The organism is Sorangium sp. So ce124, assembly GCF_051525235.1.
GTDB classification, from domain to species: Bacteria; Myxococcota_A; Polyangia; order Polyangiales; family Polyangiaceae; genus Sorangium; species Sorangium atrum.
The window spans coordinates 12459811-12484308 of sequence record NZ_CP150312.1; the positions used below are offsets into that span (position 1 = coordinate 12459811).

Genomic DNA, 24498 nt, shown 5'->3' on the forward strand with positions numbered 1-24498 from the left:
GATACAGGCCCTACCCTACCAGAAGTGCGCGGCCTGCAAACATAAAGGCCAACGCGACCGGCCGCGCGCGGCGAGGCAGAGCACAGCGCGCGCGATCGCGGCGGCGGTGCGGCAGCGCGGCGAGGGGCCCGCCGCGCTGCCACACCACCGCCGCCACCGCCGGAGGTGCGTCCGATCGCGCGCGTGCCCCCCCGGCCGGCATCAGGCGCCGGCGCTGCCGGTGCCCGTCGCGCCCTGCCGGGGGTCCGCGGCCGCGACCGCCGTCTTCACGTGAAGCTCGGCGAGCTGCGCGGCGTCGACGATCACGGGCGCGCCCGTCATCTGATCAGTGCCCTGGTTGGTCTTCGGGAACGGGATGACGTCCCTGAGCGTCGGCGCGCCGCTGAGCAGCATCGCGAGCCGGTCCATGCCGATCGCGATGCCGCCGTGCGGGGGCGCGCCGCTGCGGAGCGCGTCCAGGAGGAACCCGAACTTGTCGCGCGCGTCGTTCTCGTCGATGCCCAGCGTCTTGAAGACGCGCGCCTGCACCTCGGGATCGTGCAGCCGGATCGAGCCGCCGCCGATCTCGAACCCGTTCAGCACGAGATCGTAACGGTAACACTCGACGCGCGCCGGATCGCTCTCGAGCAGCGGGACGTGCTCGTCGATCGGCCGCGTGAACGCGTGGTGCGCGGCGGCCCAGCGCCCCGTGTCCTCGTCGAACTCGAACAGAGGTGGGTTCGTCACCCAGAGGAACCTCCACTGGTCGCCATGCCCGTACTCCGGGATGAGCCCCATCTTCTTCGCGACGTCGATGCGGAGCTTCGCCATCACGGTGTGCACAACGGCTTCCTTGCCGAACTGGAAGCAGAGGACGTCGCCCGGCTTGGCGCCGAGCGCCTCGTTCAGCTTCTGCCGGAGCTCCGGCGTGATCGACTTCGTGAGGGGCGACTGCGTCCAGGAGCCGTCCTCGGCGAGCTTGGCGCGCGCGAGGCCGCGGAAGCCCTTCACGTCGCGGAGCCCGCGCTCGAGGTCCTCGGTCTGCTGGCGGGACAGGTTGGCGCTCGCCGGGATCACGAGCCCCTTCACGATCTCGGCCGGCAGGTCGCGCCGCAGCTTGCCCGACTTGAACTTCTCGGCGAGCTCGACCCAGAACGGCACCCCGCCGCCGTTGTGCTCGATGATGAGGTCCGTGAGGTCGGTGTGCTCGATCCCGAAGCGGAGGTCGGGCTTGTCGTTGCCGAAGCGGCGCATCGACTCGGCGTACGGCATGCGCGGGAAGCGTCCCGTCGGGTAGAGCTCGGTGAGGTCCTTGCCGAGGGCGGCCTTGAACACCGCGAAGACGAGCCCCTCCATCAGCCCGAAGACGTCGTCCTGGTTCACGAACGACAGCTCGACGTCGATCTGGGTGAACTCCGGCTGCCGGTCGATGCGCAGGTCCTCGTCCCGGAAGCACTTCACGATCTGGAAGTAGCGGTCGAAGCCCGCGACCATGAAGAGCTGCTTGTAGAGCTGCGGGCTCTCGGCGAGCGCGTAGAACTTGCCGGCCGAGATCCGCGAGGGGACGAGGAAGTTGCGCGCCCCGCCCGGCGTGTACTTCACGAGGAAGGGCGTCTCGAGCTCGATGCAGCCCTTGTCCGACAGGTAATTCCGCGTCGCCCGGTTGATCTCGTGGCGCATCCGCAGCGCCCGCTGGAGCGGGGCCCGGCGCAGGTCGAGGTACCGGTGCTGGAGCCGGATCTCCTCGCGCGTCTCGATCTCGTCCGCGATCTCGAACGGCGGCGTCTCCGCCCTGTTGAAGATCGTCGCCTCGGCGACCCAGACCTCGATGGCCCCCGTGTCGATCTTGTCGTTCACGTTGCCTTCTCGGCTGACCACGACGCCCCGGACGCCGACGACCCACTCGGACCGGGCCTTCTCGGCGGCGGCGTGCGCGTCGAGGAGGTCCTTCTCCTCCGCCTTCAGGCCATGCTTCCTGATCGCCTCGAGGTAGCTGCGATCGAACACGATCTGCGTCACGCCGGTGCGGTCGCGGAGGTCGATGAAGATGCAGCCGCCGTGATCGCGGCGCCGCGCGACCCAGCCGAACAGCACGACCTCCTTGCCGATGTCCGCCTCGCGCAGATCGCCGCAGCGGTGCGTCCTCTTGAGCTCATCGATGAAACGGGACACGAGACGACCTCCGATTTTCCGTGGAAGGGGCGACTCTAGCCCAGGTCGCCGCTCACCGCCTCTCCGTATCCTCCGCGCCCTGCGCGCGCGGATCGGCCCGGCGCGCGTTTCGCCGGCGGCGCGGCGGCGGCGGCGGCTCGCGGCGCGGGCCACGCGCCGCCGCGCGCCGCCGCGCCGCCGGCGAAACGCGCGCCGGGGTGCGCCGGAACTTGGCCCGGCCGCGGCCCATCTGGCATGGCCGCTCGGTGGGCTCCGGAGAGAAACGCTGCTGGCTCGATCGGTCGCTCGCCTTGCTTTCGGCCGCGCTGCCCTTCGGGCTGTCGCTGGCCCGCGCCGCCTCCTCGGGGCAGTGGCGGGAAGATCTCACGGCCGTCCGGGATCTCGGCCTCGTCGCTGTCGGCGTGGGCGGCGGCCTGTCGACGGCGCTCTCGCAGGCGCTCAGCCTGCTCCCGCTGGGCTCGCGCACCTTCCGCACCGCCCTCGGATCGGCGCTCGCGCTCGCGCTCGCGTCGCGCCTGCTCTACGGGATGGTCCGCCGCCTTCTCCTGGAGTCCGCGCGGCCGGCGCCCCTCCCCGGGCTCGCGCTCTGGCGCAGGCTCCGCGGCGGCGCAGCCGAGGCGACGCCCGCCGGCGCGCGATCCGCGCCGGGCGCGCCCGCCGAGCCGGACCTGCTCGGCGGCGCCGTGAGCCCGCGGCTCGCCTCCGTGCTCTCCGCGATCGCCGTGCTGACGGCGGCCCTGTCACCGACGTGGCAGCGCGAGGCGACAGTCGGCGGCGGCGCCATGGTCGCCACCTGCTGCGCGCTCGTGACGCTCGCGCTCGCGTCGACCTGCGCCGAGCAGGCGCGGCACGCCGGGCGCGCGTGGATCGCGCTCGGCGCGCTCCTCGGCGCCACGTTCGCCGAGAGCCCCCCCGCCGGTCTCGCTGCGCTCGCGGCGTCGTACGCGATGTTCCTCGCGCGCGGCGGCGCACAGCACGAGGGCGGGCGCCCCGCCGAGGCCTCGGCCGGCGGCCCGCCCCGGCGCCTGCTGGGCGCCGCCGCCGGCGCGGGGGCGCTCACGGCCGCGCTCCTGCTCGCGCCGCTCGCGCTCAGGCCCCTCGCGCCGCGCGCCTGGGCCGACATCGGCCGCGCGCTCACGGCCGGCAGCCTCGCCGCCCTCGACGTCGCGAGCGCCCGCACCACGGCGCTCGCCGCGTGGAGCCGCGAGATCGGCGTCGTCTCCCTGCTCATCGCCGCGGCCGGGCTCTCGTTCTCGCTCCTGCGCCCGCGCGCGCGGTGGCTCGTCGCGCCCTTCCTCGTCCTGCTCGCGCTCGACACCCTCCTGCCCGCGCGGGCTGCCGGCGTGCTCTCCGCGGATCCGCTCACCCCCCTGCGCTCGCTCGCGGTCGCCGCGATCGCCGTCGGATCGGCGCTCGGCGCGCACGCCGCGGTGCGGGCGCTGCTCCACACGCGCGTGCCGTTCTCGCGGAGCGGCGCGGCGCTGCTCGTCGTCTTCCAGCTGACGCTGGTCGCGCTGACGAGCGAGGAGGCAGGCTTCGCCGCCGATCGGAGCGAGCAGACGGCCGCCGAGGTCTGGACCGACGAGGCGTACGGGAGCCTCGATCCCGGCTCCGCGATCCTCGTTCGATCGCCGGCGATCACGTGGCGGGTGTGGGCGGCGCGGATCACGCGCGGCGAGCGACCGGATGTCCTCGTGGTCCCGATCCCGCTGCTCGATCGCGGCCACGTCGCCGCGAGCCTGCTCGCCGACGAGCGCAAGCTCGCGCCGCTGCTGCGCGACTTCGCGCTCGCGGGCGAGCCCGGCGAGTTCGCCCTCTCCACGCTGGCCGACGTCCGGCCGCTCCACGTGGAGCTCGATCCGCGCTGGTCGAAGAGGCTGCTCGGCCACCTGAACGTCGCCGGCATCTGGCTCGAGTACGCCCCGCAGCCGCTCGGCGCCTCGGATCGCAAGCTGGCGACCGCGCAGTCGATCGCGCCGCTCAGGCGCGTGCTGGAGTCGCTCTCGATCGCCGCGGTGCCGGACACGTCGACGGCGGCCGTCCTCGCGTCCACGATGCGAAGCCAGTCGGACGTCGTGAGCCTGCTGGGCGAGCGCGTCGTGGCGCAGTCGTTCCTCGACCGGCTGGGCGAGCTCGCGCCCCAGGATCCGTTCATCTCCGGCGGCCCGAGCCGCCGCGCCGTCGCCGGCATCCGGCAGGCGTTCATCGCGAGGCGGCCTCTGCGCCGCCGTTGATGCGGCCCGCGCGGCTGGAGCAGCTCGCGCGGCGCAGCCCGCGTGGCCCGCGCGCCGCGGCCCCGGGCGCGCCGCTCGTCTTCCCCTCGTCTTTCCGGTCCCCGGCCGCGATTTCCCGGTCCCCGGCCGCGATCAGGGCGACGCGGCGAGCCCGCTGTCGCTCGCAGCGCGCGCCCGCCGCTCCGTCGAGCGCAGCGCCTTGACCCGCCGCTCGAAGTCGCGGCTGTCGTCCTCCGTGAGCGTCGCCCCGCCGAAGCGGGCGCGCAGGTAGACCTGCGTGAGCGTCAGGATCTCGCGCGCCAGCGGGTGATCCGCGAGCTCCAGCGCCTCGGCGTGGCGCAGCGGCGGCAGGCTGGGGGGGCGCGGCACGCCCTGGACGAGCATGGCGGCCTCCAGGCTCTCGTAGAGCGCGGTCGCCAGGATCGCGCTCGGCGTGCGGCCGGCGTCCGCGCGGCGCTCCTCGCGCCCGCGGCGCGTGCGGCGGAAGCGCCAGTAGAGCAGGCCGCCGCCCAGCGCGAGCGCGACGGCGGCGACCGCGAGGATCCGCGGGCGCGACAGCGAGAGATCGCTGCTCGATCCGGACCTCCGGTAGCGCGACGTCAGCGTCTGGAGCAGGCCCACCTGCTGGTTCAGGTCGTAGCCGACGACGTGCCTGTCCCAGCGCTGGCTCGTCGCCTCGATGAAATCGCGGAGGTACGCCCAGGCCCCGACCAGCTCGCTCTTCGGCGCCGCGTCGGCCGGGGGCGTCGGGTCGAACGTCATCCACCCCTCGCCGTCGAGGTACACCTCGACCCACGAGTGGGCGTCGCCCTGGCGCACCGCATAGAACCGGCCGAAGCGGTTGTAGGTGCCGCCGACGAAGCCCGTCACGTTGCGTGTCGGGACGTCCACCGCGCGCAGCAGGATGGCCATCGCGGTCGAGTAGAACTCGCAGTGCCCGCGCTTCGACTCGAACAGGAAGTGATCGAGCGGCTGCGGGTCCGCGCCCGACGGCGACGCAAGGTCGTACCGGTACTCCGTGCGCAGGTGCTCCTGGATCGCCCGCGCCCGGTCGGCCGGACGATCCACGCCTTGCGTCCACTGCTGCGCGAGCTCGACGACGCGCGACGGCAGATCCCTCGGGAGATCCAGGTAGCGCCGCCGCTCGGCCGCCGGCAGGCGCTGGAAGGTCGGCGCCCGCTTCCGCGACAGGAAGACGTCGTAGACAAGCCCGCGATCGTCCGTGGGCTGGTACCTGAGCTCCCCCTCCGGCCCGCGCTGGGCCATCGCGTTCGCGTCGACCCCGAGCTGCCCGCGGTGCTTGAGCCGGAGCCCCGTGGCGTTCGGCGGCAGGAAGATCACGGGCGGATCGATGGGCTCGAGATCGATGCGCATCACCGGGTCGACCGCCGGGTCCGGGTACCGCTCGATCGGCACGAGCCCTCCGTCGCTCTCCGTGGGGCGCTTGAAGGTCTCGCTCTGGGTCCAGGTGCGGCCGTCGTACGCGTCGAGCGCGGTGCCGCGCAGGTGCATGGTGAGGCGCGGGGGCGGCGGCTCGGGGAGCTCGGGGATCTCGACCCGCATCGCCAGCTTGGGATCGCTGCGCAGCACGCCGACCGCGCCGAGGTCGACCTTGCCCGAGAAGCCGATCATCCGCCCGGTGTGGCCGCGGTTGAGCAGGAGCAGCGAGAGGCCGACGCGCGGGAAGATGACGAACAGGAGCGCGGTGAAGACGAAGATCGGGACGGAGAGCAGGCAGGTGACGGCCAGGAACGAGCGCCCGACGACCCGCCTCGAGCGCAGGATGCGCGGCACGTCCACGGGCAGCCCCGTCCGGTCGCGCGCCCCCTGCCGGTAGTTGCCCTCGACCTCGCGCCGCAGGTGGCTGAGCACGAGCGCGCCTGGAGCGACGACGAGCACCCCCAGGAAGCACAGCCCGTAGCCCATGCCGCCGCCGAGGACGGTCCCGGCGATGAGGTGCAGCAGCGCGAGCACGATGACCTGCTGGTCGTGCGCCGCCCCTTTGCGCGTCGCGAGCCGGATGATCTGCAGCGCGGCGGCGAACTCCACGAGCACGTCGAGCACGCTCGCGTCGGTGGCGACGATGCGGACCACCTGGACGGCGATGACCACCAGCAGGATGCCCGTGTCGAGGTGGCGGAGCGCCGGGCGCCGCTGCCACGACTCGCGCACGACGAGCGCGAGCCCGAGGCTGATGAGGATCGCCCAGCTCACGTAGCGGTTGAACTGCCCGCTGGCGACGAGGGCGATGACGCCGAGCGCCGCGAGCGCGTCGGTCATGACCCGGTGCACCATCCCGAACCTCACGACGCGCTCCTCGGCGCGCCGGCGCGGCGCTCACCGCTGCTCGGGCTCGGGCTCGATCCCTGGCGCAGCGGCGCGCGGGCGCCGCGCTCGGGCGCCCGGCCGTCGTCGACCGCTTCGAGCAGCGCCAGGAAGCGGAGGATCGCGTCGGAGCCGATGTTGCGATCGCCGCGCACCCGCTCGCCCAGCGTCGTCGCGACGACCACGGCGTCGCCGCGCTTGATGTGGGCGACGGCGCGCGACGCCGCCTCGCGGATCCTCCGCTCCAAGGTCGGCGCGAACGCGTCGCCCTCCCCGGCGGGGCGCACCGTGTCGACGACGATCTGCACGTCCGGCCGCGTCTCGCGGGTGCGCTCGCGCAGCACCAGCTGGTCGCGCATCGTGCTCTTCTTCCAGTAGATGTCGCGCGGATCGTCCCCGTCGCGCATCGGCCGGAGGCCGAAGGTCTCGTCGCCGCCCCCGCGCCCGCTGAGGCTCGCGCCGCCCTCGCGCCGGCCCGCGTCCTCGACCGGGAGCCGGACCGGATCGACCGCGGGGTAGATGATGAGATCGCCCTCGGCCTCGACCTCACGCGATTTCTCGAACAGCCCGAAGGGAAAGCGGGTCGCGATGCGGAACCCGGTGTGCCGGTCGCGGCCGCGCCTCGCCGGCGTCCGCCTGTACGCGGCCACCTGCGCGCTGGAGGGGCTGATCTTCAGGAAGAAGCAGCGCTTGTCGGCCGGCTGGCCGGCGCGCAGATCCTCGACCTCGATCGCGTACGACGGCACGCGCTTCTTGTGGTTGTAGACCTCGATCTCGACGAGGTGAGCCCGGCCCACCTGGGCGCGGGCCGGGAGCCGCCGGGTCACCGTGAGGTGCTGCAGCGACAGGTCGCTCATCACGCCGGAGACGACGATCAGCGACAGCAGCATCCCCAGCAGCAGGTAGAGGAGGTTGTTGCCCGTGTTGATCGCCGCGAAGCCGACGCCCAGCGTGATCCCGAGGTAGTACTTTCCTTCCCGGGTGAACTTGAGCTTCCGGGGCGGCCTGAGGAACAGCAGGAGCCTCGTCCACAACGACGCCTTGTCCCCGCGCGCGGGCAGCAGCGGCCGCTGCTCGACAAGCGGCCTGTCGCGCCTCGGCTTGCTCGGCCGGACGGCGCTCCGCGCCGCTGCGCCGGCGCGCTCGGCGCCGCGGGAGCTGCCGCTGAGTGATCCCCGCTCCCTGTCCTCTGCGCCCATCGCCCACCCCTCAGAGGGGGACCGGCACCCGCGCCACGAGGTCGCGCACCGCCGCCTCGCACTCGTCGCGGGTCGGCATGTAGCCCTCCGCGTGGGCCGAGAGCCGGACCCGGTGCGCCAGCACGGCGACCGCAAGGTTGTGGATGTCGTCCGCGATACAGTACGAGCGTCCGTAGAGGACCGCGCGCCCCCGGGCCGCGCGCGCCAGGTTCATGCCGGCGCGCGGCGATGCGCCCAGCGAGAGGGTCGGGCTCGATCGCGTGGCCGTGAGCACCGCCTGCAGGTAGGTCGCGAGCGACGAGTCGAGCTCGACGCGATCGACCTCGCGCTGCAGCGCGACGAGCTGGGCCGGATCGATGATCTGCGGCACGTTCCGCGCCCGGTCGGGCTCGCCGCCCTGGAGGAGCAGCCGCATCTCCACCTGGGGAGGCGGGTACCCGATCCGGATCCGCACCATGAACCGGTCGAGCTGCGACTCCGGCAGCGGAAACGTACCCGCGAAATCCTGCGGGTTCTGGGTCGCGAGCACGAAGAAGGGGTACGGCAGCGGCGTCGCCGTCCCCTCGATGGACACCTGCCCCTCGTTCATCGCCTCGAGCAGCGCCGACTGCGTCCGGGGGCTCGCCCGGTTGATCTCGTCGGCGAGCAGCACGTTCGCGAAGATCGGCCCCTGCCGGAAGACGAACTGCCCTAGCCGCTGGTCGAAGACGCTGACCCCGAGGACGTCGCTCGGCAGGAGATCGCTGGTGAACTGAACGCGACGGAGCTCGCCCCCCACGGCCTTGGCCAGCGCTCGGGCCAGCGTCGTCTTGCCGACGCCGGGTACGTCCTCGATGAGGACATGGCCCCGGGCGAGCAGCGCGATGAGCGCCAGCTCGACCGCCTCTGGCTTCCCTTCGAGGGCCTGCTCCACGGCAGAGCGAAGCTTCAGAAGAAGAGGCGAAGCTTCACGCGCGACCGAGAGCGCTGATGTCATCGGGGGCGATGGTAGCACGAGGTCACGGCCCGCCTGCGGGGATGCGCATTTTGCGTTCCACGAGCCGGGCTGGCGGGTGCGAACCCAGATTCGCGACCTCGCTGCGTGGCCGCCGGCCCGGGTGCGCTGCGGCACGTTCTTCCTGGTTCGTGGCCTGGAGGGGCTTCGGAGCTGCCGCTGGCGCTCGGTTTCGTCGATTTCGTCGGTTTCGGGCGCCGGCGCCCCCTGTGCTTTTAACTTGCCGCGGAATGGCCGGGACCAAGGCGCCCGAGTATGCTCCGCGCGCCGTGACCGCCTCGGGGCCCCTTTTTCGCAGCAGCGCCGCAGCCCTCCCTGCTCAGGAGGCGCCCGGCGCCGATGCTCACCCGGATGCGGGCGCGCCGGACGCGCCGGCGCCTGCCGAGCAGGGCGGCTCGCCCGCCTCGGTGAGCTCCGTCCCCGCCGGCAAGCCTCCGTCCTCGCCTCCGCGGAGCGCCGGCGCGCCGAGCTCCGGTCCGCCGGAGAGCGGGCCCCCCTCGGGCGGCTTGATCGCGCAGCCGCCCCTGTTGCCCGACTCCCCGAAGGGGACGCTGCTCTGGCGTGTGCGCGGGATGATCCGCGCGATGCGGCCCCACCAGTGGGTGAAGAACCTCTTCGTCCTCGCCCCCGTGGTGTTCGCCAAGCACCTGACCCACCCCTCGATCATCATGAGCGCGATCGGGGCCTTCGCGATCTTCTGCCTGCTCGCCGGCGCCGTCTACATCCTGAACGACATCGTCGACGTCGAGGCCGATCGGGTCCACCCGGTCAAGCGCTTCCGGCCGATCGCCTCGGGCCGCGTGCCCATCCCGGTCGCCAAGGCGATGGCGGTCGGCCTCGCGGTCATCGCGCTCGGCGCGAGCCTGCTCGGCCCGCCGCTCTTCGCGGTCGTCGCCGCCAGCTACTACGTCCTCAACGTCGCCTACTCGTTCCGGCTCAAGAAGATCGCCTACCTCGACGTCGGCTGCATCGCGGTCTTCTTCGTGCTGCGGGTGCTCGCCGGCGGCTTCGCGACGAGGACGCCGCTCTCCGGCTTCATGATCGCCTGCACCGCGCTGCTCGCGCTCTTCCTCGGCTTCGGCAAGCGCCGCCACGAGCTCGCCTCGGTCAACGCCTCGAAGCAGCGCGCGGCGCTCGACGGCTACTCGCCTTCCGCCCTGACGGCGGCGCTCGCCGTGACGGGCCTCGCCACCTTCGCCACCTACCTGGCGTACACGCTCGACCACGACACACAGCGGTTCTTCCAGAACCCGTACCTCTGGCTGACGGCGATCCACCCGCTCTTCGGCGGGATCCGGTTCCTCCAGCTCGTGGCCGGCAGCGCGAAGTCGGAGAGCCCCACCCAGGAGATCCTCCGGGACACGCCCTTCGTGCTGAACGTCGTCATGTGGTCGGCCGAGGTGCTGGTGATCGTGTACCGCCTGAGGCCGTCCTGATGCTCGGCGCCGGACCGGAGCTCGCCCGGCCGGGGGCGGCCCCTGCCGGCGACAAGCCCACCGCGAAGAGCGATGCGCTGACCGATCTCGCGCTGACGATGCCGATCTTCGTCCTGTATCACCTCGGCGTCGCCTTCCTCCCCATCCGCAACGCGGCGGATCCGGTCACCGCCGAGCTCCGCGCGCTGGCCAAGCACAGCCTCCCGCTCTACGCGGGCCTCACCGTCGCCGTCGGCGCCGCGTTCGTCCTCGTCCTTTCCATCCTCGGCCGCGGCCACGCCCTCCAGACGAGGCGCTTCGCGCTGCTCGCCGCCGAGGGCGCGCTCTACGCCATCCTGATGCGCTTCGCCGGCTCCTATGTGGTCGGCTCCCTCCGGCTCGGCCCGCCCGCCGCGTCGAACGACATCTTCACCGGGGTCGTGATGTCGCTCGGCGCGGGCTTCTACGAGGAGATCGCCTTCCGCGTCGGCCTCTACGGGCTGGGCGCGCTCGGGATCAAGTTCTTCTTCGGCAAGGGGGTCCAGGGGGTGGTGCTGATGGTCGGCTGGGCGGTCGTGGCCGCCGCCGTCTTCTCCGGCTGGCACTATGTCGGGTCGCTTGGCGATCCCTGGAACCTCCCCTCCTTCGTGTTCCGCATGGTGTGCGGGCTCGTTCTCACGGCGATCTACGTCTTCCGCGGCTTCGCGCCGGCCGTCTGGACCCACGCGCTCTACGACGTCTGGGTCCTCGTGCTCCGCTGAGCCCGGGGCCGCCCCGAGCGCGCGGCGAGGGCGTGGGCGAGCGCGCGACGGGCGCGGGGACGAGCCGCATCGCGATCGGCGGTCGTTTGGCGCTATGCTTCGCGCCTCGACGCATGCCGCTACCTCCCTTCCCGAAGCTCGCGCTCAAGCTGGTCCGGACGATCCCCTCGCTGGACGGCCCTGGTTTCCTCAACGTGCGACGCCAGGTGTTCCGCGTCGAGTTCCCGGACGGCTCTCTGAGCGACCCGTTCACCTACGACAGCGTCGATCGCACCCGCCTCGACGCGGTGGTGATCGCCCCGCACTACCGCGGCGCGGACGGGCGCCGTTACGTCTTCCTCCGCTCGGCGTTCCGGCCCCCGGCCGCGACCCGCCCGCCCGAGGCGTGGCCCATCCCGGAGGCGCCGACGCTCGGCGCGATCTGGGAGCTGCCCGCCGGGCTCGTCGAGCTCGACGAGCGGAGCCCGGAGGGCCTGCAGCGCTCGGCCGCGCGCGAGCTGCTCGAGGAGGTCGGCTTCGACGTGCCCCCGTCGGCGCTCCAGCCGCTCGGCCCGTCGACATTCCCGGCGCCGGGCATGGTGGGCGAGCGGCACTTCTTCTTTCATGTCGAGGTCGACCCGGCCCGCCAGGGGACGCCGCTCGAGGACGGCTCCCCCCTCGAGCGGTTCGCGGCCATCGCTGCGGTCCCGCTCGACGAGGCGATCGAGCTCACCCGCCGCGGCGTGATCGAGGACGCGAAGACGGAGGTGGCGCTCCGGCGCCTCGCGGAGCTCTGATGGCGGAACGATCCCCCACGCCCGCGCCGCGGCGTCCGCCCCGCGTCGCGCTCGTCGTGAAGCGCTCCGCCTGGAAGATCTACCGCGAGGAGCGGAAGGACCCGCGCATCACGCGGCTCATCGAGGCCGGCGACTCCGCGGTCGCGCGCCTCAAGGCGTCGCACGACGCGCACGAGCAGACCGTGCGCGAGGTCAAGGCGGCGCTCGACGACATCGGGGCCCAGATCGACGTCGTCGCCAGCGCGGCGCAGTCCTTCGACGCCGGCGAGCTCGACCTCGTGATCACGGTCGGCGGCGACGGGACGCTCCTCAGCGCGTCCCACAACGTCGGCGACGTGCCGATCCTCGGCATCAACAGCGCGCCGGGCCACTCCGTCGGCTTCTTCTGCGGCGCGACGAGCCGCGACGCGGCGGACGCGATCGCGGGGGCGCTGCGCGGCTCGCTCCGCAGCACCGTGCTCACCCGCATGCAGGTCACGGTGAACGACAAGCTCGCCACGGGCCGCGTCCTGAACGACGCGCTCTTTTGCCACGTCTCCCCCGCGGCCACGTCGCGTTACGTGCTCCGGCTCGGCCGGGCCGAGGAGGAGCAGAAGTCGAGCGGCTTCTGGATCGGCCCCGCGGCCGGATCCACGGCCGCGCAGCGCTCCGCGGGCGGGCGCGTCCTGCCGCTCACGTCGAAGCGGCTCCAGCTCGTCGTCCGCGAGCCCTACACCCCCCACGGCGAGGAGTACCGCCTCCGTCACGCCCTGATCCAGCCGGGCGCCTCGCTCGTCGTGCGCAGCAAGACGCACGACGCGAAGCTCTTCTTCGACGGGCCCATCCACTCGGTGAGCGTCGGCTTCGGCGACGTCATCGAGTTCACGCAGGCGCCCCAGTCGCTGACGATCCTGGGCCTCTCCGCCAAGAGGAAGTGGGGCGCGGGCTCGGCGGTGAGCCGCCGCTAGCGCTCGGTGATCGCGCGGCCGTCCCCCCGCATGCGCGCGCCGGCGCGAGGCGCGCCGCGGGGTAGCGGGCCTCGATCGAGCGGGGCCTCGGCTCGCCCACGCGCCCGAACGCGCGCGATCTCGGGCGTGGGCGAGGCGTGGGTGAGCCGAGCAGGGCCGTCGGCCGAGGAGGCTCGACCCGGAGAGGGCGCCCGGGCGACCAGGATCGCCTTCAACGGAAGGGGTTCGGGTGATCTCCTACGTCGAGCGCCCGGCATCCGACCTCCCTCGCGGCGGGCGCGTGAGGCCTGAAGAAGCGGCGATTTGGGCTGTTTTCCCGCGAATTTGACGGCCCGTGCCAGGGCCCCCCGGCCCTCCCTCCGGCGGAGCGACGCGCCCCCCGGGGCATGAAACCCCTTCTTTTGTAGCTCCGATCGACGATTCGACACTGGATCTGCGGCGGCCGTTGTGGTTCCTTTGGCCCGCAAGAGGGCACAAACCTCAGGAGGAATGAACATGGCGGCCAAGAAGGCGGATGGGAAGAAGAGCACGTCGCTCAGCAAGAGCGCGCTGATCAACGCGGTGGTCGAGGCCAACGAGAACGAGATCTCGCGCAAGCAGGTCAAGGCGATCCTCGAGTCGCTGACCGACATCGCGTACAAGGAGCTCAAGAAGAACGGCATCTTCACGATGCCCGGCTTCGCGAAGTTCCGCGTCGTCAAGAAGCCCGCGACGAAGGCGCGCGAGGGGATCAACCCCTTCACGAAGCAGCCGATGACGTTCGCGGCCAAGCCGGCCAGCAAGTCGGTCCGCGCCCGCCCCATCAAGGCGATCAAGGACTCGCTCTCCTGAGCCTCTCCGGCTCGCGGGAGGGCTCCGCTGCGCGGCGGAGGCCCGCGGCGGCCCCCTCGCCGGGGTCCACCTATCGCTGAGGGCGAGGGGCGGCTGGCCCCGCGCTGCCCCTGCGGTAGCATGGTGCGGCTGCTTTGCCGCACATGACGCTCGCCGTCCGACTCTTCCGCGCGCTGCTCGCGTTCTCGGTCATCCTGACGAGCTACCTCATCCAGCTGGGGCTCGCGCGGGTGTTCACGAGGCGCCTCGGGCGTGGCTCGCCTGCGGGTGAGCCGCCTGGCTGGCTCGTCGCGCGCCGCGCCCGCGTCGATCAGAACAACGCCCGGCGCCTGCTGCGCGTCATGCTCCAGCTGCGGGGCGTCTTCATCAAGCTCGGCCAGGTGCTGTCCATCATGGGCGGCTTCTTGCCTCGCGCTTACGGCAAGGAGCTCGAGCAGCTCCAGGACCAGGTGCCGCCGCACCCGTTCAGCGATCTCGAGGCCGCGCTGCGCGCGAGCTTCGGCCGCTCGGCGGGCGAGCTGTTCGCGTCGATCGAGCGCGCGCCGCTCGCGGCCGCGTCGCTGGGGCAGGTCCACGTCGCCCGCCTCCGCGACGGCCGCAAGGTCGCGGTCAAGTTCCTCTACCCCGGCATCCGCGGGATCATCGCCGTCGACCTGCGCGTCCTGCGCCTCGCGATCCTCGTCTACAAGCGGTTCGTCCCGGTGGGGCACATCGAGCGGGTGCACGAGTCGCTGGTCGATCTGCTCCGCCGGGAGACCGACTACCTGCACGAGGCCGCGTGCATGGAGCGGATGGCGCAGAACTTCGAGGGGGACGCGGGCGTCGCGTTCCCGGAGGTCGTCCACGAGCTCACGACGCGCGACGTGCTCACGATGACCTTCATGGAAGGCATCAAGATCACCCGCCTCGACGCGCTCCGGAGCGCGGGCGTAGAGCCCTCGGACGTGGCGCTCAGGCTCGTGCAGGCCTTCTACAAGATGCTCTTCGCGGATCGCTTCTTCCACGCCGATCCGCACCCGGGGAACTTCCTTGTCGCCCCACGGAGCGCGGAGGAGGGCGGCGGCTTTCGCCTCGTCGTCCTCGACTTCGGCGCGAGCTGCGAGGCCCGGGACGAGCTCATCGACGGGCTGCTCGACATCCTGAAGGGCATCTTCGCGCAGGACGACGCGGCGGTCGTGCGCGGCTTCCGGAGGATGGGCTTCGTCGCGCCCGGGGGCAACGACGCGCTCCTCGAGAGGACCGTGAAGACCTACTTCGCGAAGCTGCTCAAGATCCAGGATCGCACGCCGGCGGCGCTGATGCGCGCCCGCCCCGAGCAGCTGGAGCGGCTCGCGGATCCCGAGCTGGAGCGCGGTGAGCTCCAGGAGCTGATGCGGTCGTTCGAGTACCCGGAGGACTGGTTCTATGTCGAGCGCGCCTGCGTGCTCCTCTTCTGGCTGGCCGCCCAGATCGATCCCCACCTCGATACGATGGCGGCCGGCTTTCCGTACCTGATGCCGCTGATGGCGGAGCGCGAGGCCAAGGCCGGGTCCGACGGATCGGGCCCGGCGCCGCGCCGCTCGCCTGCGGATTGACCCAAGGCCCATCGACACGCGCAACACGCGTTTCGCGCGCGTTTCGCAGGTGTTTCGTCTGCGCCTTTCGCCCGCGCGCTACCGTGTTGGGAGGGGGCTGAAGCGCGGGCCGGGGCGGCTCAGCCCGAGCCGCGCCAGGAAGGGCGCATAACTCGAGTCCCGATCTGCCATGATCTCCGCGAGCCTGATCTTGACTGCGGCGATCCCTGCCCCTTCAAGGCGTCGGTAATTGTCCTCGGCGGGGTCGACCGCAGGCTCGACGCCTGCCCCCGCGAGGACGGTCCCAGTATGGTTCAGCCCCTCTGGAATCGTTTGTACAAACGGGTCTGGCGCGTGTCGGAGGAGACCGACGAGCCGGTGCGAGTTCGTCTCGTCCCCCGCCATCTCGGGGTGGAACGCGGCCAGTACCGGCGCGGGGCTGAAGCGCCGCCGCAGCTGTTCACCCAGGCGCGATGCGAAGCGCTCGAACTGGGGCGACGGAGTATGGATGCACGGGAGAACCAGGTGCACCACCGCGGAGTCGGCCTCCTCCATGGCCGCCAGCGCCGTCTCCAGGACGGGCTCGCGATCGAGCAGGACGTAAAAGCGACCGAATCCGGTTGCGGCGTCGCGCATGAACGGGCAGAGCCGGTAGTGAGCGACGACCTCGTCGGCGTAACGCCCGTGGACTCGGCGCACCTCGGCCGCAAACCGAGGCGCCTCTGGGTGGTGGGCCAGCTCCCCCCGCACGACCGGCTCGCTCAAATGCATCACCTCATTTTCTCGGGGAAGCATTCTTCCCTCGGCCCGTGATAGCTTACGCCGCGCTGCGGCGGAAGGAGGAGGCGTGCAGGAGACCGCGAAGTTAACGCTGAAGAAGAACGGTGGGGAGCAGACGATCGAGTTGCCTGTGATCACGGGCACCGAGGGGGAGAAGGCGATCGACGTCGCGTCCCTTCGTTCGAAGACCGGGTACGTTTGCATCGACCCGGCCTTCGTCAACACGGCCTCGACCACGAGCTCCATCACGTTCCTCGATGGGGAGAAGGGCATCCTCCGCTACCGCGGCATCCCGATCGAGCAGCTCGGCGAGAAGTCGACCTTCGTGGAGACCTCGTACCTCCTGATCTACGGCAAGCTGCCGAGCAAGAGCGAGCTGTCCCGGTTCTCCACGCTGCTCACCCGGCACTCGCTGATCCACGAGGACATGAAGCGCTTCTTCGACGGCTACCCGTCGACGGCGCACCCGATGGCGATCCTCTCCGCGATGGTGCTCTCCCTGTCGAGCTACTACCCGGAAGCGATCGACGTGAAGAACACCGAGCACCTCGACATCACCATCGCGAGGCTGCTCTCCAAGGTGCGCACGATCGCCGCGTTCTCGTACAAGAAGTCGATCGGCCAGCCGTTCGTCTACCCGCACAACTCGCTCTCGTACTGCGCCAACTTCCTCAACATGATGTTCTCGGTCCCGGCGGAGCCGTACGAGATCGACGAGGACATCGTGAAGGTGCTGAACCTGCTCCTGATCCTGCACGCCGATCATGAGCAGAACTGCTCGACGTCGACGGTGCGCCTCGTCGGGAGCTCGAAGGCGAACCTCTTCGCCTCGGTCGCCGCTGGCATCTGTGCGCTCTGGGGCCCGCTCCACGGCGGCGCGAACCAGGAGGTCGTGACGATGCTCGAGGCGATCCGCTCGGACGGCGGCGACGTCTCGAAGTTCGTCAAGCTCGCGAAGGACAAGACCTCGAACTTCCGCCTGATGGGCTTCGGCCACCGCGTGTACAAGAACTACGATCCGCGCGCCGTCCTCATCAAGGCGGCCGCCGACAAGATCCTGGCGAAGCTCGGCATCAAGGATCCGCTGCTCGACATCGCGCAGCGCCTCGAGGAGACCGCGCTGAAGGATCCGTACTTCGTCGAGCGGAAGCTCTACCCGAACGTCGACTTCTACAGCGGCATCATCTACCGCGCGCTCGGCTTCCCCACGAACATGTTCACCGTCATGTTCGCGCTCGGGCGCCTCCCCGGCTGGATCGCCCACTGGAAGGAGATGAACGACGACCCGACCGGCAAGATCGGCCGTCCGCGGCAGATCTACACCGGCGAGAACGCCGTCGACTACACGCCGCTCGACGAGCGCGAGTGACCGCGGCGGGGCCCAGCGGCCCCGCCTGCACCTTCCACCGACGATCCCCCCTCACCGCGACGAGCGCGCGCCTGGCGGCGCGCTCGCGGCCCGTCAGCGGGTCATCTCATCAGCAGCAGGACGACGATCAACGCCACGATGACGCCCGTGACGAGCGAGGCGCCGCCGACGAGCAGGAGCAGCTTGCCCGTCGACAGCGGCGAGAGCGACGCGCCAGCGCGGGAGGGCGCCGACGGGTTGTCGTCGAGCGTTCGCTCCGGTCGGCTCATCGAATGCGAATGGCGAGGGGCCGCGGCCGGCTCCACCACGGTCGGTTGCGGGCGCGCGCTCGGTGAACCGCCGGCATGCAGCGGAGGCGCCGGCTGAGATATGGGCTGGCCGGCGCGGATCCGCCCCTCGATGACGGCCTGCGCGTACGGAGGCAGCGCGCCTGCGCGTACAGCGCGGACGTCTGCGCGCATGGTCTCGGCGTTCGGGTAGCGATGGAACTTGATGAACGCCAGCGAGCGATCGACCACGGCAGCGACGGCGGGCGAGATCCCGGGCGCGACCGAGGCGAGCGGCGGCGCGGCCTCGGTCGCGGCGGCGATGACCTCCATGGCCTCCGTCACCTCGCCGTGCACCTGTCGGCCCGAGAGCAGCCGGAACATCGTCGCCCCGAGCCCGAAGAGGTCGGTGCGCCCGTCGATGTCATGGATGAGCCCAGTCGCTTGCTCCGGCGCCATGTACGTCGCCGTGCCCATGATCATGCCCGTCTTGGTCGCGGTCTTCTCGGGCAGGCCGGTGAGCCCGTCGACGACGCGCGCGATGCCGAAGTCGAGCATGCGCACGCGCCCGTCGTTGCCGAGGTGGATGTTCTCGGGCTTGAGATCGCGGTGCACGACGCCGCGCGCGTGCGCGATCGCCAGCGTCTCGAGCACCTGGTCGGCGAGCGCGAGCACCTCGCCGACCGGCATCGTCCCTGTGCGGGCCATCCGATCGAAGAGCGTCTCGCCCTGGAGCGCCTCCATCGTGAGGTAGGCGAGGCCCTCCTGCGTCTCGCCGGAGCCGAGCATGCGCACCACGCCGGGCACCGCGTCCGCCCCGCCGAGCGTGTTGCCGATGAACCCCTCGCGCAGGAAGCGCTTCCGCACCTCCGCGATCGCGTTGAGCTCCGGGTGCAGCACCTTGAGCGCGACCTGAGAGCCGTCCGCCGCACGCCCGAGCAGCACGCTCCCCATGCCGCCGGTGCCGAGCACCCGCTCGATCCACCACGTCCCGGCGAACGTCTTGCCGACCCAGTGCTCCGCGTCGTCGTCGTACACGAGAGGCGCCCTCTTTCGACCAGCGGCCATCCGAGGAGAGAGATCTCAGCGGCGAAGCCACTGGTAGGCCGCTCCGCAGCGGGCGCGCAAGCTAATTGATGGAGGTCGTGCCGAAACGCGGGTCGTCGTCAAGCCGCTCGGCCGCTGCCTTGAGCCCGGAGGCGACGCCCCGGAACGCGTCCGCTGGCATGCGAAACGTCACGCCAGGGCCGATGAGTGTCACGTGCACGGTGCCACACCCGCACCTGGTGATGCGCGTCGCCTCGTTCGAGGCGAGCTCGGTGTGTGGACCGCATTTGTTGGGCGCCGCCATGGTTGAACCTCTCCCACATCCTAGCAGCAGCGGCCAGCGCTCGGCCACGACACCCCGGCGCCCGACGGAACCCTGCCCGCCCCGTGACGCGATCGCCCTGAAATTGCGCAGCCGTGTATATCTCTTCTCCTCATCGCTACGCGATTGCCTGGAGGGACTCATGGCCGTTCGATGCCTGACGCTTGGTTTGCTTCCCGTCGTCCTGGGGGCCGTGGCCTGCGTTGACGGGGGCGGGGGCGTGACGCCCGTGCCGGTCGACGAGTCGCTGCTGGATGTGCCGCCGGTCGGCCAGGGCTTCCAGATGCAGACCGAGGAGACCGAGGTGCCGGCGGGGGTCGAGCAGCAGGACTGCTACTTCTTCAAGGTCAGCGAGCTCGCCGAGTCGAACGGGCTGGACCCGAACAAGCCCGTGAACCTCCACCGCGTGCAGATCGCGCAACGCGACGGCTCGCACCACATGAACATCTTCCGCGTGAAGACCGTGAAGGGGCTGGGGCCGGAGGGCGGGCGCATCCAGAAGAACCAGAACGGGGTGGGGGAGTGCTTCAAGAGCCCCAACTGGGCCGACTGGCCGCTCATCGCGAACTCCCAGCAGAACGGCCAGGTCGACTGGGAGTTCCCCGAGGGCGTCGCGAACGTCCTCGCCCCCGACGAATGGCTGATGCTGCAGACGCATTACGTGAATGCGACGTCGCAGAAGACCCCCGAGGCGGTCGGCCGCGTCCGGGTGAACTTCTGGGCGCTGCCCGACGCCGAGGTGAAGGCCGAGATGGGCACCGTCTTCGCGACCAAGCAATCCATCCGTGTCTGTCAGTCGAACCCGACGCCCACGTTCGAGGGCTCGTGCCAGATCAACAGCCCCTCTCCCGTGAGGATCATCGGCGCCAACGGCCATTTCCACAGCCGGGGCACGCGGTTCGACATGTATGCATGGGACGGCAAGACCATCGGCACGCCTCCGGACTCGGATCGCTTCTACACATCGAACGCGTGGGACGACCCGCCGATGCTCATCGCGCCGGAGCTCGACAGGGAGCTCCCGACCAACGGCGGCGTCTGGTACGGATGCACTTACGAGTGGCAGCCGCCGGACCCGTCCGTGGGGTGCAGCGGCCTCGACGACTACGACGTGACCAAGAACGGGACCGCCCAAGAGTCGCTCGATTGCTGCTACACGTTCGGGCCGATCGTCGAGAAGAACGAGCACTGCAACATCTTCGTCTATTACTATCCGAAGCAGACCGACGTGTTCTGCAACTGAGCCTTCCATGGCGGCGCGCCAGGTGGACGCGCGTGGGCCGACATCGGCGGCGCGCCGGCACGACCTCTCCAGGCTGGTCTTCTATCCCATGCGCACCTGCTTTCACTCGATGGCTCTGGCGGCGCTCGGCGCGGTCGCCCTCGCCGGCTGCCCCGGCGACCCTGCGAAGCCTCCTGAGCAGGAGCCGCCGGCGTGGCGCGTGCTGCTCGACGAAGACGATCTCGACCGAGCGGTCCTTTCGATCTGGGGGACGGCGCCCGACGACGTGTTCGCCGTCGGGGGGCCGCTCGGCAATACGGGCCTCAGGGCGCTCGCGCTGCACTACGACGGGGCGACGTGGCGCGAGCTCCCGGCGGGCGGGGATGCGACCTTCTGGTGGGTGGCCGGCTCCGGTCCGCAGGACGTCTGGATGGTCGGCGAGCGCGGCCGCGCCACGCGGTGGGACGGAGCGACGTTCACCGAGCACGAGACGGGGACGGAGGCGACGTTGTGGGGCGTGATCGCGTTTTCACCCGACGATGCCTGGGCCGTCGGCGGCATGCCCGGCAGCGGCGCGGATGTAGAGAAGGACATCGTCCTCCGCTGGGACGGCAGCGCATGGTCGCGAGAGCCGCTGCCGGTGGCGACCGGCCGGGCGCTCTACAAGGTATGGGGTGAATCTTCCGAGGATCTCTACGCCGTCGGTGAGTTCGGCGTGATCTGGCACCGCGCGGGCTCGACCTGGGAATTGCAATCCGATCCGCCGATCGCGCAAGGCACCCTGTTCACGGCCGCCGGCTGCAGCCGTGAAGAGGTATACGCGGTCGGCGGGAGAGACGTGCTCCGCTCGGACGGCGCGTCGTGGCGCCGGCTCGAGATAGAGCTCACGAACGACGTGAACGGCGTCGCCTGCGGCCGCCCGGGGGAGGTCGCGATCGTCGGTTACGGGGGACTCAAGCAACGCCTCGTCGACGGGGCCTGGATCGATGAGTTCACCGAGGAGCCCTACGCGGATCTCCACGCCGTCTGGGCCGACGGGGAAGGGGCCTTCTGGGCGGTCGGCGGGGACTTCCTTAGCCAGCCGACACCCGGCAGAGCCCGCAAGGGCGTGGTGGCGCGCTACGGAACAGGGCAAATCGCCGACACTGTGAGCCGCTGATCACCACGTCGCAGGTGTCCTCACCTGCCCGGACATGCCCTTCGTGTGGCAGGGCGCATCATGGGACCGTGAACGCGGAGATACGCTGTGGCCGAGCGGTCACGAGCAGCGAGACTTTTTTCTTGGGAAATGCTTCAAAGGGTGGCGCTGGTCGTCCGATTGCAACACCTGCGGAGACCACACGCGGAACCCGCGCTCTGAACCCAGGAGAATTGGCATGCGACGGACCATTGCTCAGCTTTTTGTGAGTGCGTTTACTTTTGCGATCCCTCTGGCCATCGCCTCGTCGGCGTCGGCGGCGCCCGGCCCGGAGGCATGTGGAAATATCCAGCTCGCTGCGAGCGCAAACTGCGAGTTCCGCACCTCGGGCGGCTGCACTGCGTACTGCGAGCCGGTCCGCCTCACGGCGGCGTGCGCCGGGAAGTGCGAAGCTGATTGCAACGCCAGCGCGACCGCCGCGTGCAACGTCGACTGCTCCGGGAAATGCGAAGCTGATTGCAACGTCAATCCCGGGAGCTTCGACTGCAGGGCGAGCTGCTCGGCGAGCTGCAAGGGGGACTGCAGCACCAAGTGTTCGGCGAGCGCCAGCGGCAGCGGCTCGCAGGCGGAGTGCGAGGGGGCCTGCAAGGCGAGCTGCGACGGCGAGTGCGGCGCGAGCTGCGAGGGCACGCCGCCGAGCGCGGATTGCCAGGCACAATGCAACGCGAGCTGCGAGGGCGAGTGCAAGGCCGAGGCGAACTTCGACTGCGACATCGACTGCAATGCGGACTGCACGGTCGAGCTCCAGGGCGGGTGTGAGGCGAAGTGCTCGGAGCCGGAAGGCGCCCTGTTCTGCAACGGTCAGTATGTCGACGTCGTCGGGAGCCTCCAGGACTGCCTGGATTACTTGAGCTCGCTCGAGATCAACGTGGATGCCCACGCCGAGGCCGAGGCCAGCGTCTCCTGCGCTGCCGCGCCGGGGTCCTCCTCCGCGCCGTTCGCGGGCACCGGGCTCGCGGCGCTCGTCGCCGGCGTGGGCGTGGCCGCCGCGCGCCGCCGCAAGCGGTCCTGAGCGAGGTCCGGCGTTCCAGACGGCGCGCGGCGGAGGCGGATCCGGCGCGCGCCGTCTGCGCATCCTCGCGTCCTGAACGAATCCCCCAGGCTGGGCCGCCCCGCGCGGCCTGGCCCGGCGCTCTCCGGCAGCGTAGTAGATTCGCGCACCCTGATGACCCTGCTCCGTCGTTCGAAGCCGCGCTGGGCGCTCGCCCTCGCGCTGCTCGCAGGCTGCGAGGCGCGCACGCCGCCCGCGCCGCACCCGGCGGCGCCCGCGGCCTCGGGCGCGCCGGCCGTCGCCAGCGCGAGCGCCGCGCCGCAGGCCGCGAGCGCAGCGGCGGCTCCCACGGCCGAAGCCGCGGCGCCGGAGCCGACGCCGCCGGAGCCGCCGATCGCGCTCGCCTCGGGCGGCCCGCGGGCGGTGCGCGGCGACGCCGGGCTCGTGACCTCGGTCGAGGAGCACGCGACGCGCGCGGGCGCAGACGTGCTGCGGCGCGGCGGCAACGCGGTCGACGCCGCGGTCGCCGTGGCGTTCGCGCTGGCGGTGACCCACCCGAGCGCGGGCAACATCGGCGGCGGCGGCTTCATGCTGGTCCGCCTCGCGAACGGCGAGACGCAGGCGATCGACTTCCGCGAGGCCGCGCCCGCGTCGGTGACCACCGAGTCGAACATGGCGATGGTGCGCGCCGGCGCGCACGGCTATGCGTCCGCCGGCGTCCCGGGCTCCGTCGCCGGCCTCGCCCTGGCCCACGAGCGGTTCGGCACACGCCCGTTCGCCGAGCTCCTGGCCCCGGCGATCTCCCTCGCGCGCAAGGGGCACCGCCTCGGCGCGCGGCAGGCGCTGACGCTGCGCTGGGCGTGGCCGCGGCTGAAGGCCGATCGGGCCGCGAGCGCCATCTGGGGGCGGGGCAAGGCGCCGGTCGCCCAGGGCGAGCTGGTGCGGCAGCTCGATCTCGCCCGCACCCTGGAGACGCTCGCCGCGGAGGGGCCGCGCGCGTTCTACGAGGGCTCCATCGCCGGGAAGATCGCCGGCGCGATGCGCGAGCACGGCGGCCACATCAGCGAGAGCGACCTGCGCGCCTACCAGGCGAAGTGGCGGGCGCCCCTCCGGTTCTCGTACCGCGGCTTCACCGTCGACACGATGCCGCCGCCCTCGATGGGCGGCGTCGCGCTCGCGGAGATGATGCTCACGCTCGAGCGGCTGAAGGCGCACGAGGCGCCCGTCGACTCGGGGCTGTCGCTGCACCTGTTCGTCGAGGCGGCGAAGCGGGCGTACGCTGATCGCCGCAAGGTGAGCGCCGACCCCGATTTCGTCGCGCCCGAGACGGCGCAGCTGCTCGCGCAGCTCCTCGACGGGGCCTACCTGATGCGCCGCAGGCCGCCCGTCGACCCGGAGCGGGCCACGCCGGCGGGCGACATCGCGGCGCCTCTGGGCGCCGTCGCGCAGGAGTCCCCGCAGACGACGCACTTCTCGGTGATCGACGCGCAGGGCAACGCGGTCTCGTGCACGACCACCCTGTCGGCGAGCTTCGGCGCGAGGATCGTGATCCCCGGCACGGGCATCCTGCTCGCCAACGCGATGGGCGCGTTCTCCGAGACGGGGATCAACGCGGTGGCGCCGGGCAAACGCATGGCGAGCTCGATGACGCCCACCATCGTGAGCCGCGACGACAAAGTCGCGCTCGTCCTCGGATCTCCCGGCGGCGACACGATCCCGAACACCGTCGCGCAGGTCCTCCGCAACCTGGTCGATCACGGGATGACCATCGACGAGGCGGTCCGCCACGCGCGCATCCACCACCAGTGGATGCCGGATCGCGTGCGCGTCGAGCGGCTGACGCCGCCGCCGCAGGCCGCCCTCGACGACCTCGCGCGGCGAGGGCACGTCCTCGTGATGGACCCGATGCCGATCGGCGACGCGAACAACCTCCTCGTCGATGCGGCCGGCGTCGCGTGGGGCTACGCGGACACGCGCGAAGGGGGCAAGGCCGAGGGCGTCAGCGCGCCCGACAAGCTCGACGCGGCGGCGCAGGTCGACGCGCGGTCATCGTCGAGCGCGCGGTAGCCCGCGCGGGGCATCGAGCGGCCGGTAGGTCCGCGCACAGGCGTCGAGCG

Annotated in this window: 19 protein-coding genes; 12 read left to right on the forward strand and 7 right to left on the reverse strand. The window is 71.5% G+C overall.

The genetic code is table 11. From position 1 onward, the window contains the following. Window positions 1–201 precede the first annotated feature (201 nt). Window positions 202–2151 carry an aspartate--tRNA ligase gene (aspS, locus tag WMF19_RS46660; protein WP_437896248.1) on the reverse strand — a complete coding sequence of 650 codons (1950 nt, stop codon included), beginning with the start codon at window positions 2149–2151 and terminating at the stop codon, window positions 202–204. 197 nt (window positions 2152–2348) lie between these two features. Between aspS and WMF19_RS46665 the strand changes: the two genes are divergently transcribed. After that, complete coding sequence (locus tag WMF19_RS46665; RefSeq protein WP_437896249.1) at window positions 2349–4385, forward strand: hypothetical protein; 2037 nt, start codon at window positions 2349–2351, stop codon at window positions 4383–4385. Between the two features lie 132 nt (window positions 4386–4517). On the opposite strand, the gene WMF19_RS46670 is transcribed toward WMF19_RS46665, so the two are convergent. From WMF19_RS46670 to WMF19_RS46680, 3 genes are read right to left on the reverse strand one after another with little or no spacing between them, the layout of a single operon-like run. Next, window positions 4518–6692, reverse strand: coding sequence for a transglutaminaseTgpA domain-containing protein (locus WMF19_RS46670; RefSeq protein WP_437896250.1), 2175 nt, complete (start codon window positions 6690–6692; stop codon window positions 4518–4520). Then, window positions 6689–7909, reverse strand: coding sequence for a DUF58 domain-containing protein (locus WMF19_RS46675; RefSeq protein ID WP_437896251.1), 1221 nt, complete (start codon window positions 7907–7909; stop codon window positions 6689–6691). The genes WMF19_RS46670 and WMF19_RS46675 overlap by 4 nt, the downstream gene beginning before the upstream one ends. A 10-nt stretch (window positions 7910–7919) precedes the next feature. Then, window positions 7920–8822, reverse strand: coding sequence for an AAA family ATPase (locus tag WMF19_RS46680; protein WP_272101857.1), 903 nt, complete (start codon window positions 8820–8822; stop codon window positions 7920–7922). A 311-nt stretch (window positions 8823–9133) separates the two neighbouring features. On the opposite strand from WMF19_RS46680, the gene WMF19_RS46685 reads away from it, so the two are divergent. The 6 genes from WMF19_RS46685 (at window position 9134) to WMF19_RS46710 (ending at window position 15207) form a co-directional block, all read left to right on the forward strand. Further along, window positions 9134–10339, forward strand: a complete 1206-nt coding sequence (locus tag WMF19_RS46685; RefSeq protein ID WP_437896252.1) for a decaprenyl-phosphate phosphoribosyltransferase — start codon at window positions 9134–9136, stop codon at window positions 10337–10339. Then, window positions 10339–11079 (forward strand): CPBP family glutamic-type intramembrane protease, encoded by a 741-nt coding sequence (locus WMF19_RS46690; RefSeq protein ID WP_272101855.1) that lies wholly within the window; start codon window positions 10339–10341, stop codon window positions 11077–11079. The genes WMF19_RS46685 and WMF19_RS46690 overlap by 1 nt, the downstream gene beginning before the upstream one ends. 113 nt (window positions 11080–11192) lie before the next feature. Beyond that, entirely contained in the window at window positions 11193–11855 is a 663-nt protein-coding gene (locus tag WMF19_RS46695; protein WP_437896253.1) for an NUDIX hydrolase, read from the forward strand. Next, the gene (locus tag WMF19_RS46700; protein WP_437896254.1) at window positions 11855–12802 is read left to right on the forward strand and encodes an NAD(+)/NADH kinase; all 948 of its coding nucleotides are present in this window, start codon (window positions 11855–11857) and stop codon (window positions 12800–12802) included. Before WMF19_RS46695 ends, WMF19_RS46700 begins: the two co-directional genes overlap by 1 nt. A 495-nt stretch (window positions 12803–13297) precedes the next feature. Next, window positions 13298–13633, forward strand: coding sequence for an HU family DNA-binding protein (locus WMF19_RS46705; protein ID WP_012240887.1), 336 nt, complete (start codon window positions 13298–13300; stop codon window positions 13631–13633). A gap of 143 nt (window positions 13634–13776) precedes the next feature. After that, window positions 13777–15207 (forward strand): ABC1 kinase family protein, encoded by a 1431-nt coding sequence (locus WMF19_RS46710; RefSeq protein ID WP_437896255.1) that lies wholly within the window; start codon window positions 13777–13779, stop codon window positions 15205–15207. Between the two features lie 78 nt (window positions 15208–15285). Here the strand turns inward: WMF19_RS46710 and WMF19_RS46715 are convergent, their stop codons facing one another. Further along, window positions 15286–15957 carry a hypothetical protein gene (locus WMF19_RS46715; protein WP_437325972.1) on the reverse strand — a complete coding sequence of 224 codons (672 nt, stop codon included), beginning with the start codon at window positions 15955–15957 and terminating at the stop codon, window positions 15286–15288. Window positions 15958–16033: 76 nt separating this feature from the next. Between WMF19_RS46715 and WMF19_RS46720 the strand changes: the two genes are divergently transcribed. Beyond that, the gene (locus WMF19_RS46720) at window positions 16034–17335 is read left to right on the forward strand and encodes a citrate synthase (RefSeq protein ID WP_012240890.1); all 1302 of its coding nucleotides are present in this window, start codon (window positions 16034–16036) and stop codon (window positions 17333–17335) included. 101 nt (window positions 17336–17436) lie between these two features. On the opposite strand, the gene WMF19_RS46725 is transcribed toward WMF19_RS46720, so the two are convergent. Next, window positions 17437–18639: a protein kinase domain-containing protein gene (locus tag WMF19_RS46725; protein WP_437896256.1), complete on the reverse strand. Its 1203-nt coding sequence runs from the start codon at window positions 18637–18639 to the stop codon at window positions 17437–17439. A 91-nt stretch (window positions 18640–18730) separates the two neighbouring features. Next, window positions 18731–18952, reverse strand: a complete 222-nt coding sequence (locus WMF19_RS46730; protein WP_272101848.1) for a hypothetical protein — start codon at window positions 18950–18952, stop codon at window positions 18731–18733. Between the two features lie 160 nt (window positions 18953–19112). On the opposite strand from WMF19_RS46730, the gene WMF19_RS46735 reads away from it, so the two are divergent. The 4 genes from WMF19_RS46735 to ggt all read left to right on the forward strand — a co-directional run bounded on the left by WMF19_RS46735 (window position 19113) and on the right by ggt (window position 24448). Then, a complete protein-coding gene (locus WMF19_RS46735; protein WP_437896257.1) occupies window positions 19113–20213 on the forward strand; it encodes a hypothetical protein in 1101 nt (366 codons plus the stop codon). A gap of 7 nt (window positions 20214–20220) precedes the next feature. Further along, entirely contained in the window at window positions 20221–21351 is a 1131-nt protein-coding gene (locus WMF19_RS46740; RefSeq protein ID WP_437896258.1) for a WD40/YVTN/BNR-like repeat-containing protein, read from the forward strand. Between the two features lie 217 nt (window positions 21352–21568). Further along, window positions 21569–22402 (forward strand): hypothetical protein, encoded by an 834-nt coding sequence (locus tag WMF19_RS46745; protein WP_437896259.1) that lies wholly within the window; start codon window positions 21569–21571, stop codon window positions 22400–22402. A gap of 153 nt (window positions 22403–22555) precedes the next feature. Next, window positions 22556–24448 carry a gamma-glutamyltransferase gene (gene ggt, locus WMF19_RS46750; RefSeq protein ID WP_437896260.1) on the forward strand — a complete coding sequence of 631 codons (1893 nt, stop codon included), beginning with the start codon at window positions 22556–22558 and terminating at the stop codon, window positions 24446–24448. Window positions 24449–24498 lie beyond the last annotated feature (50 nt).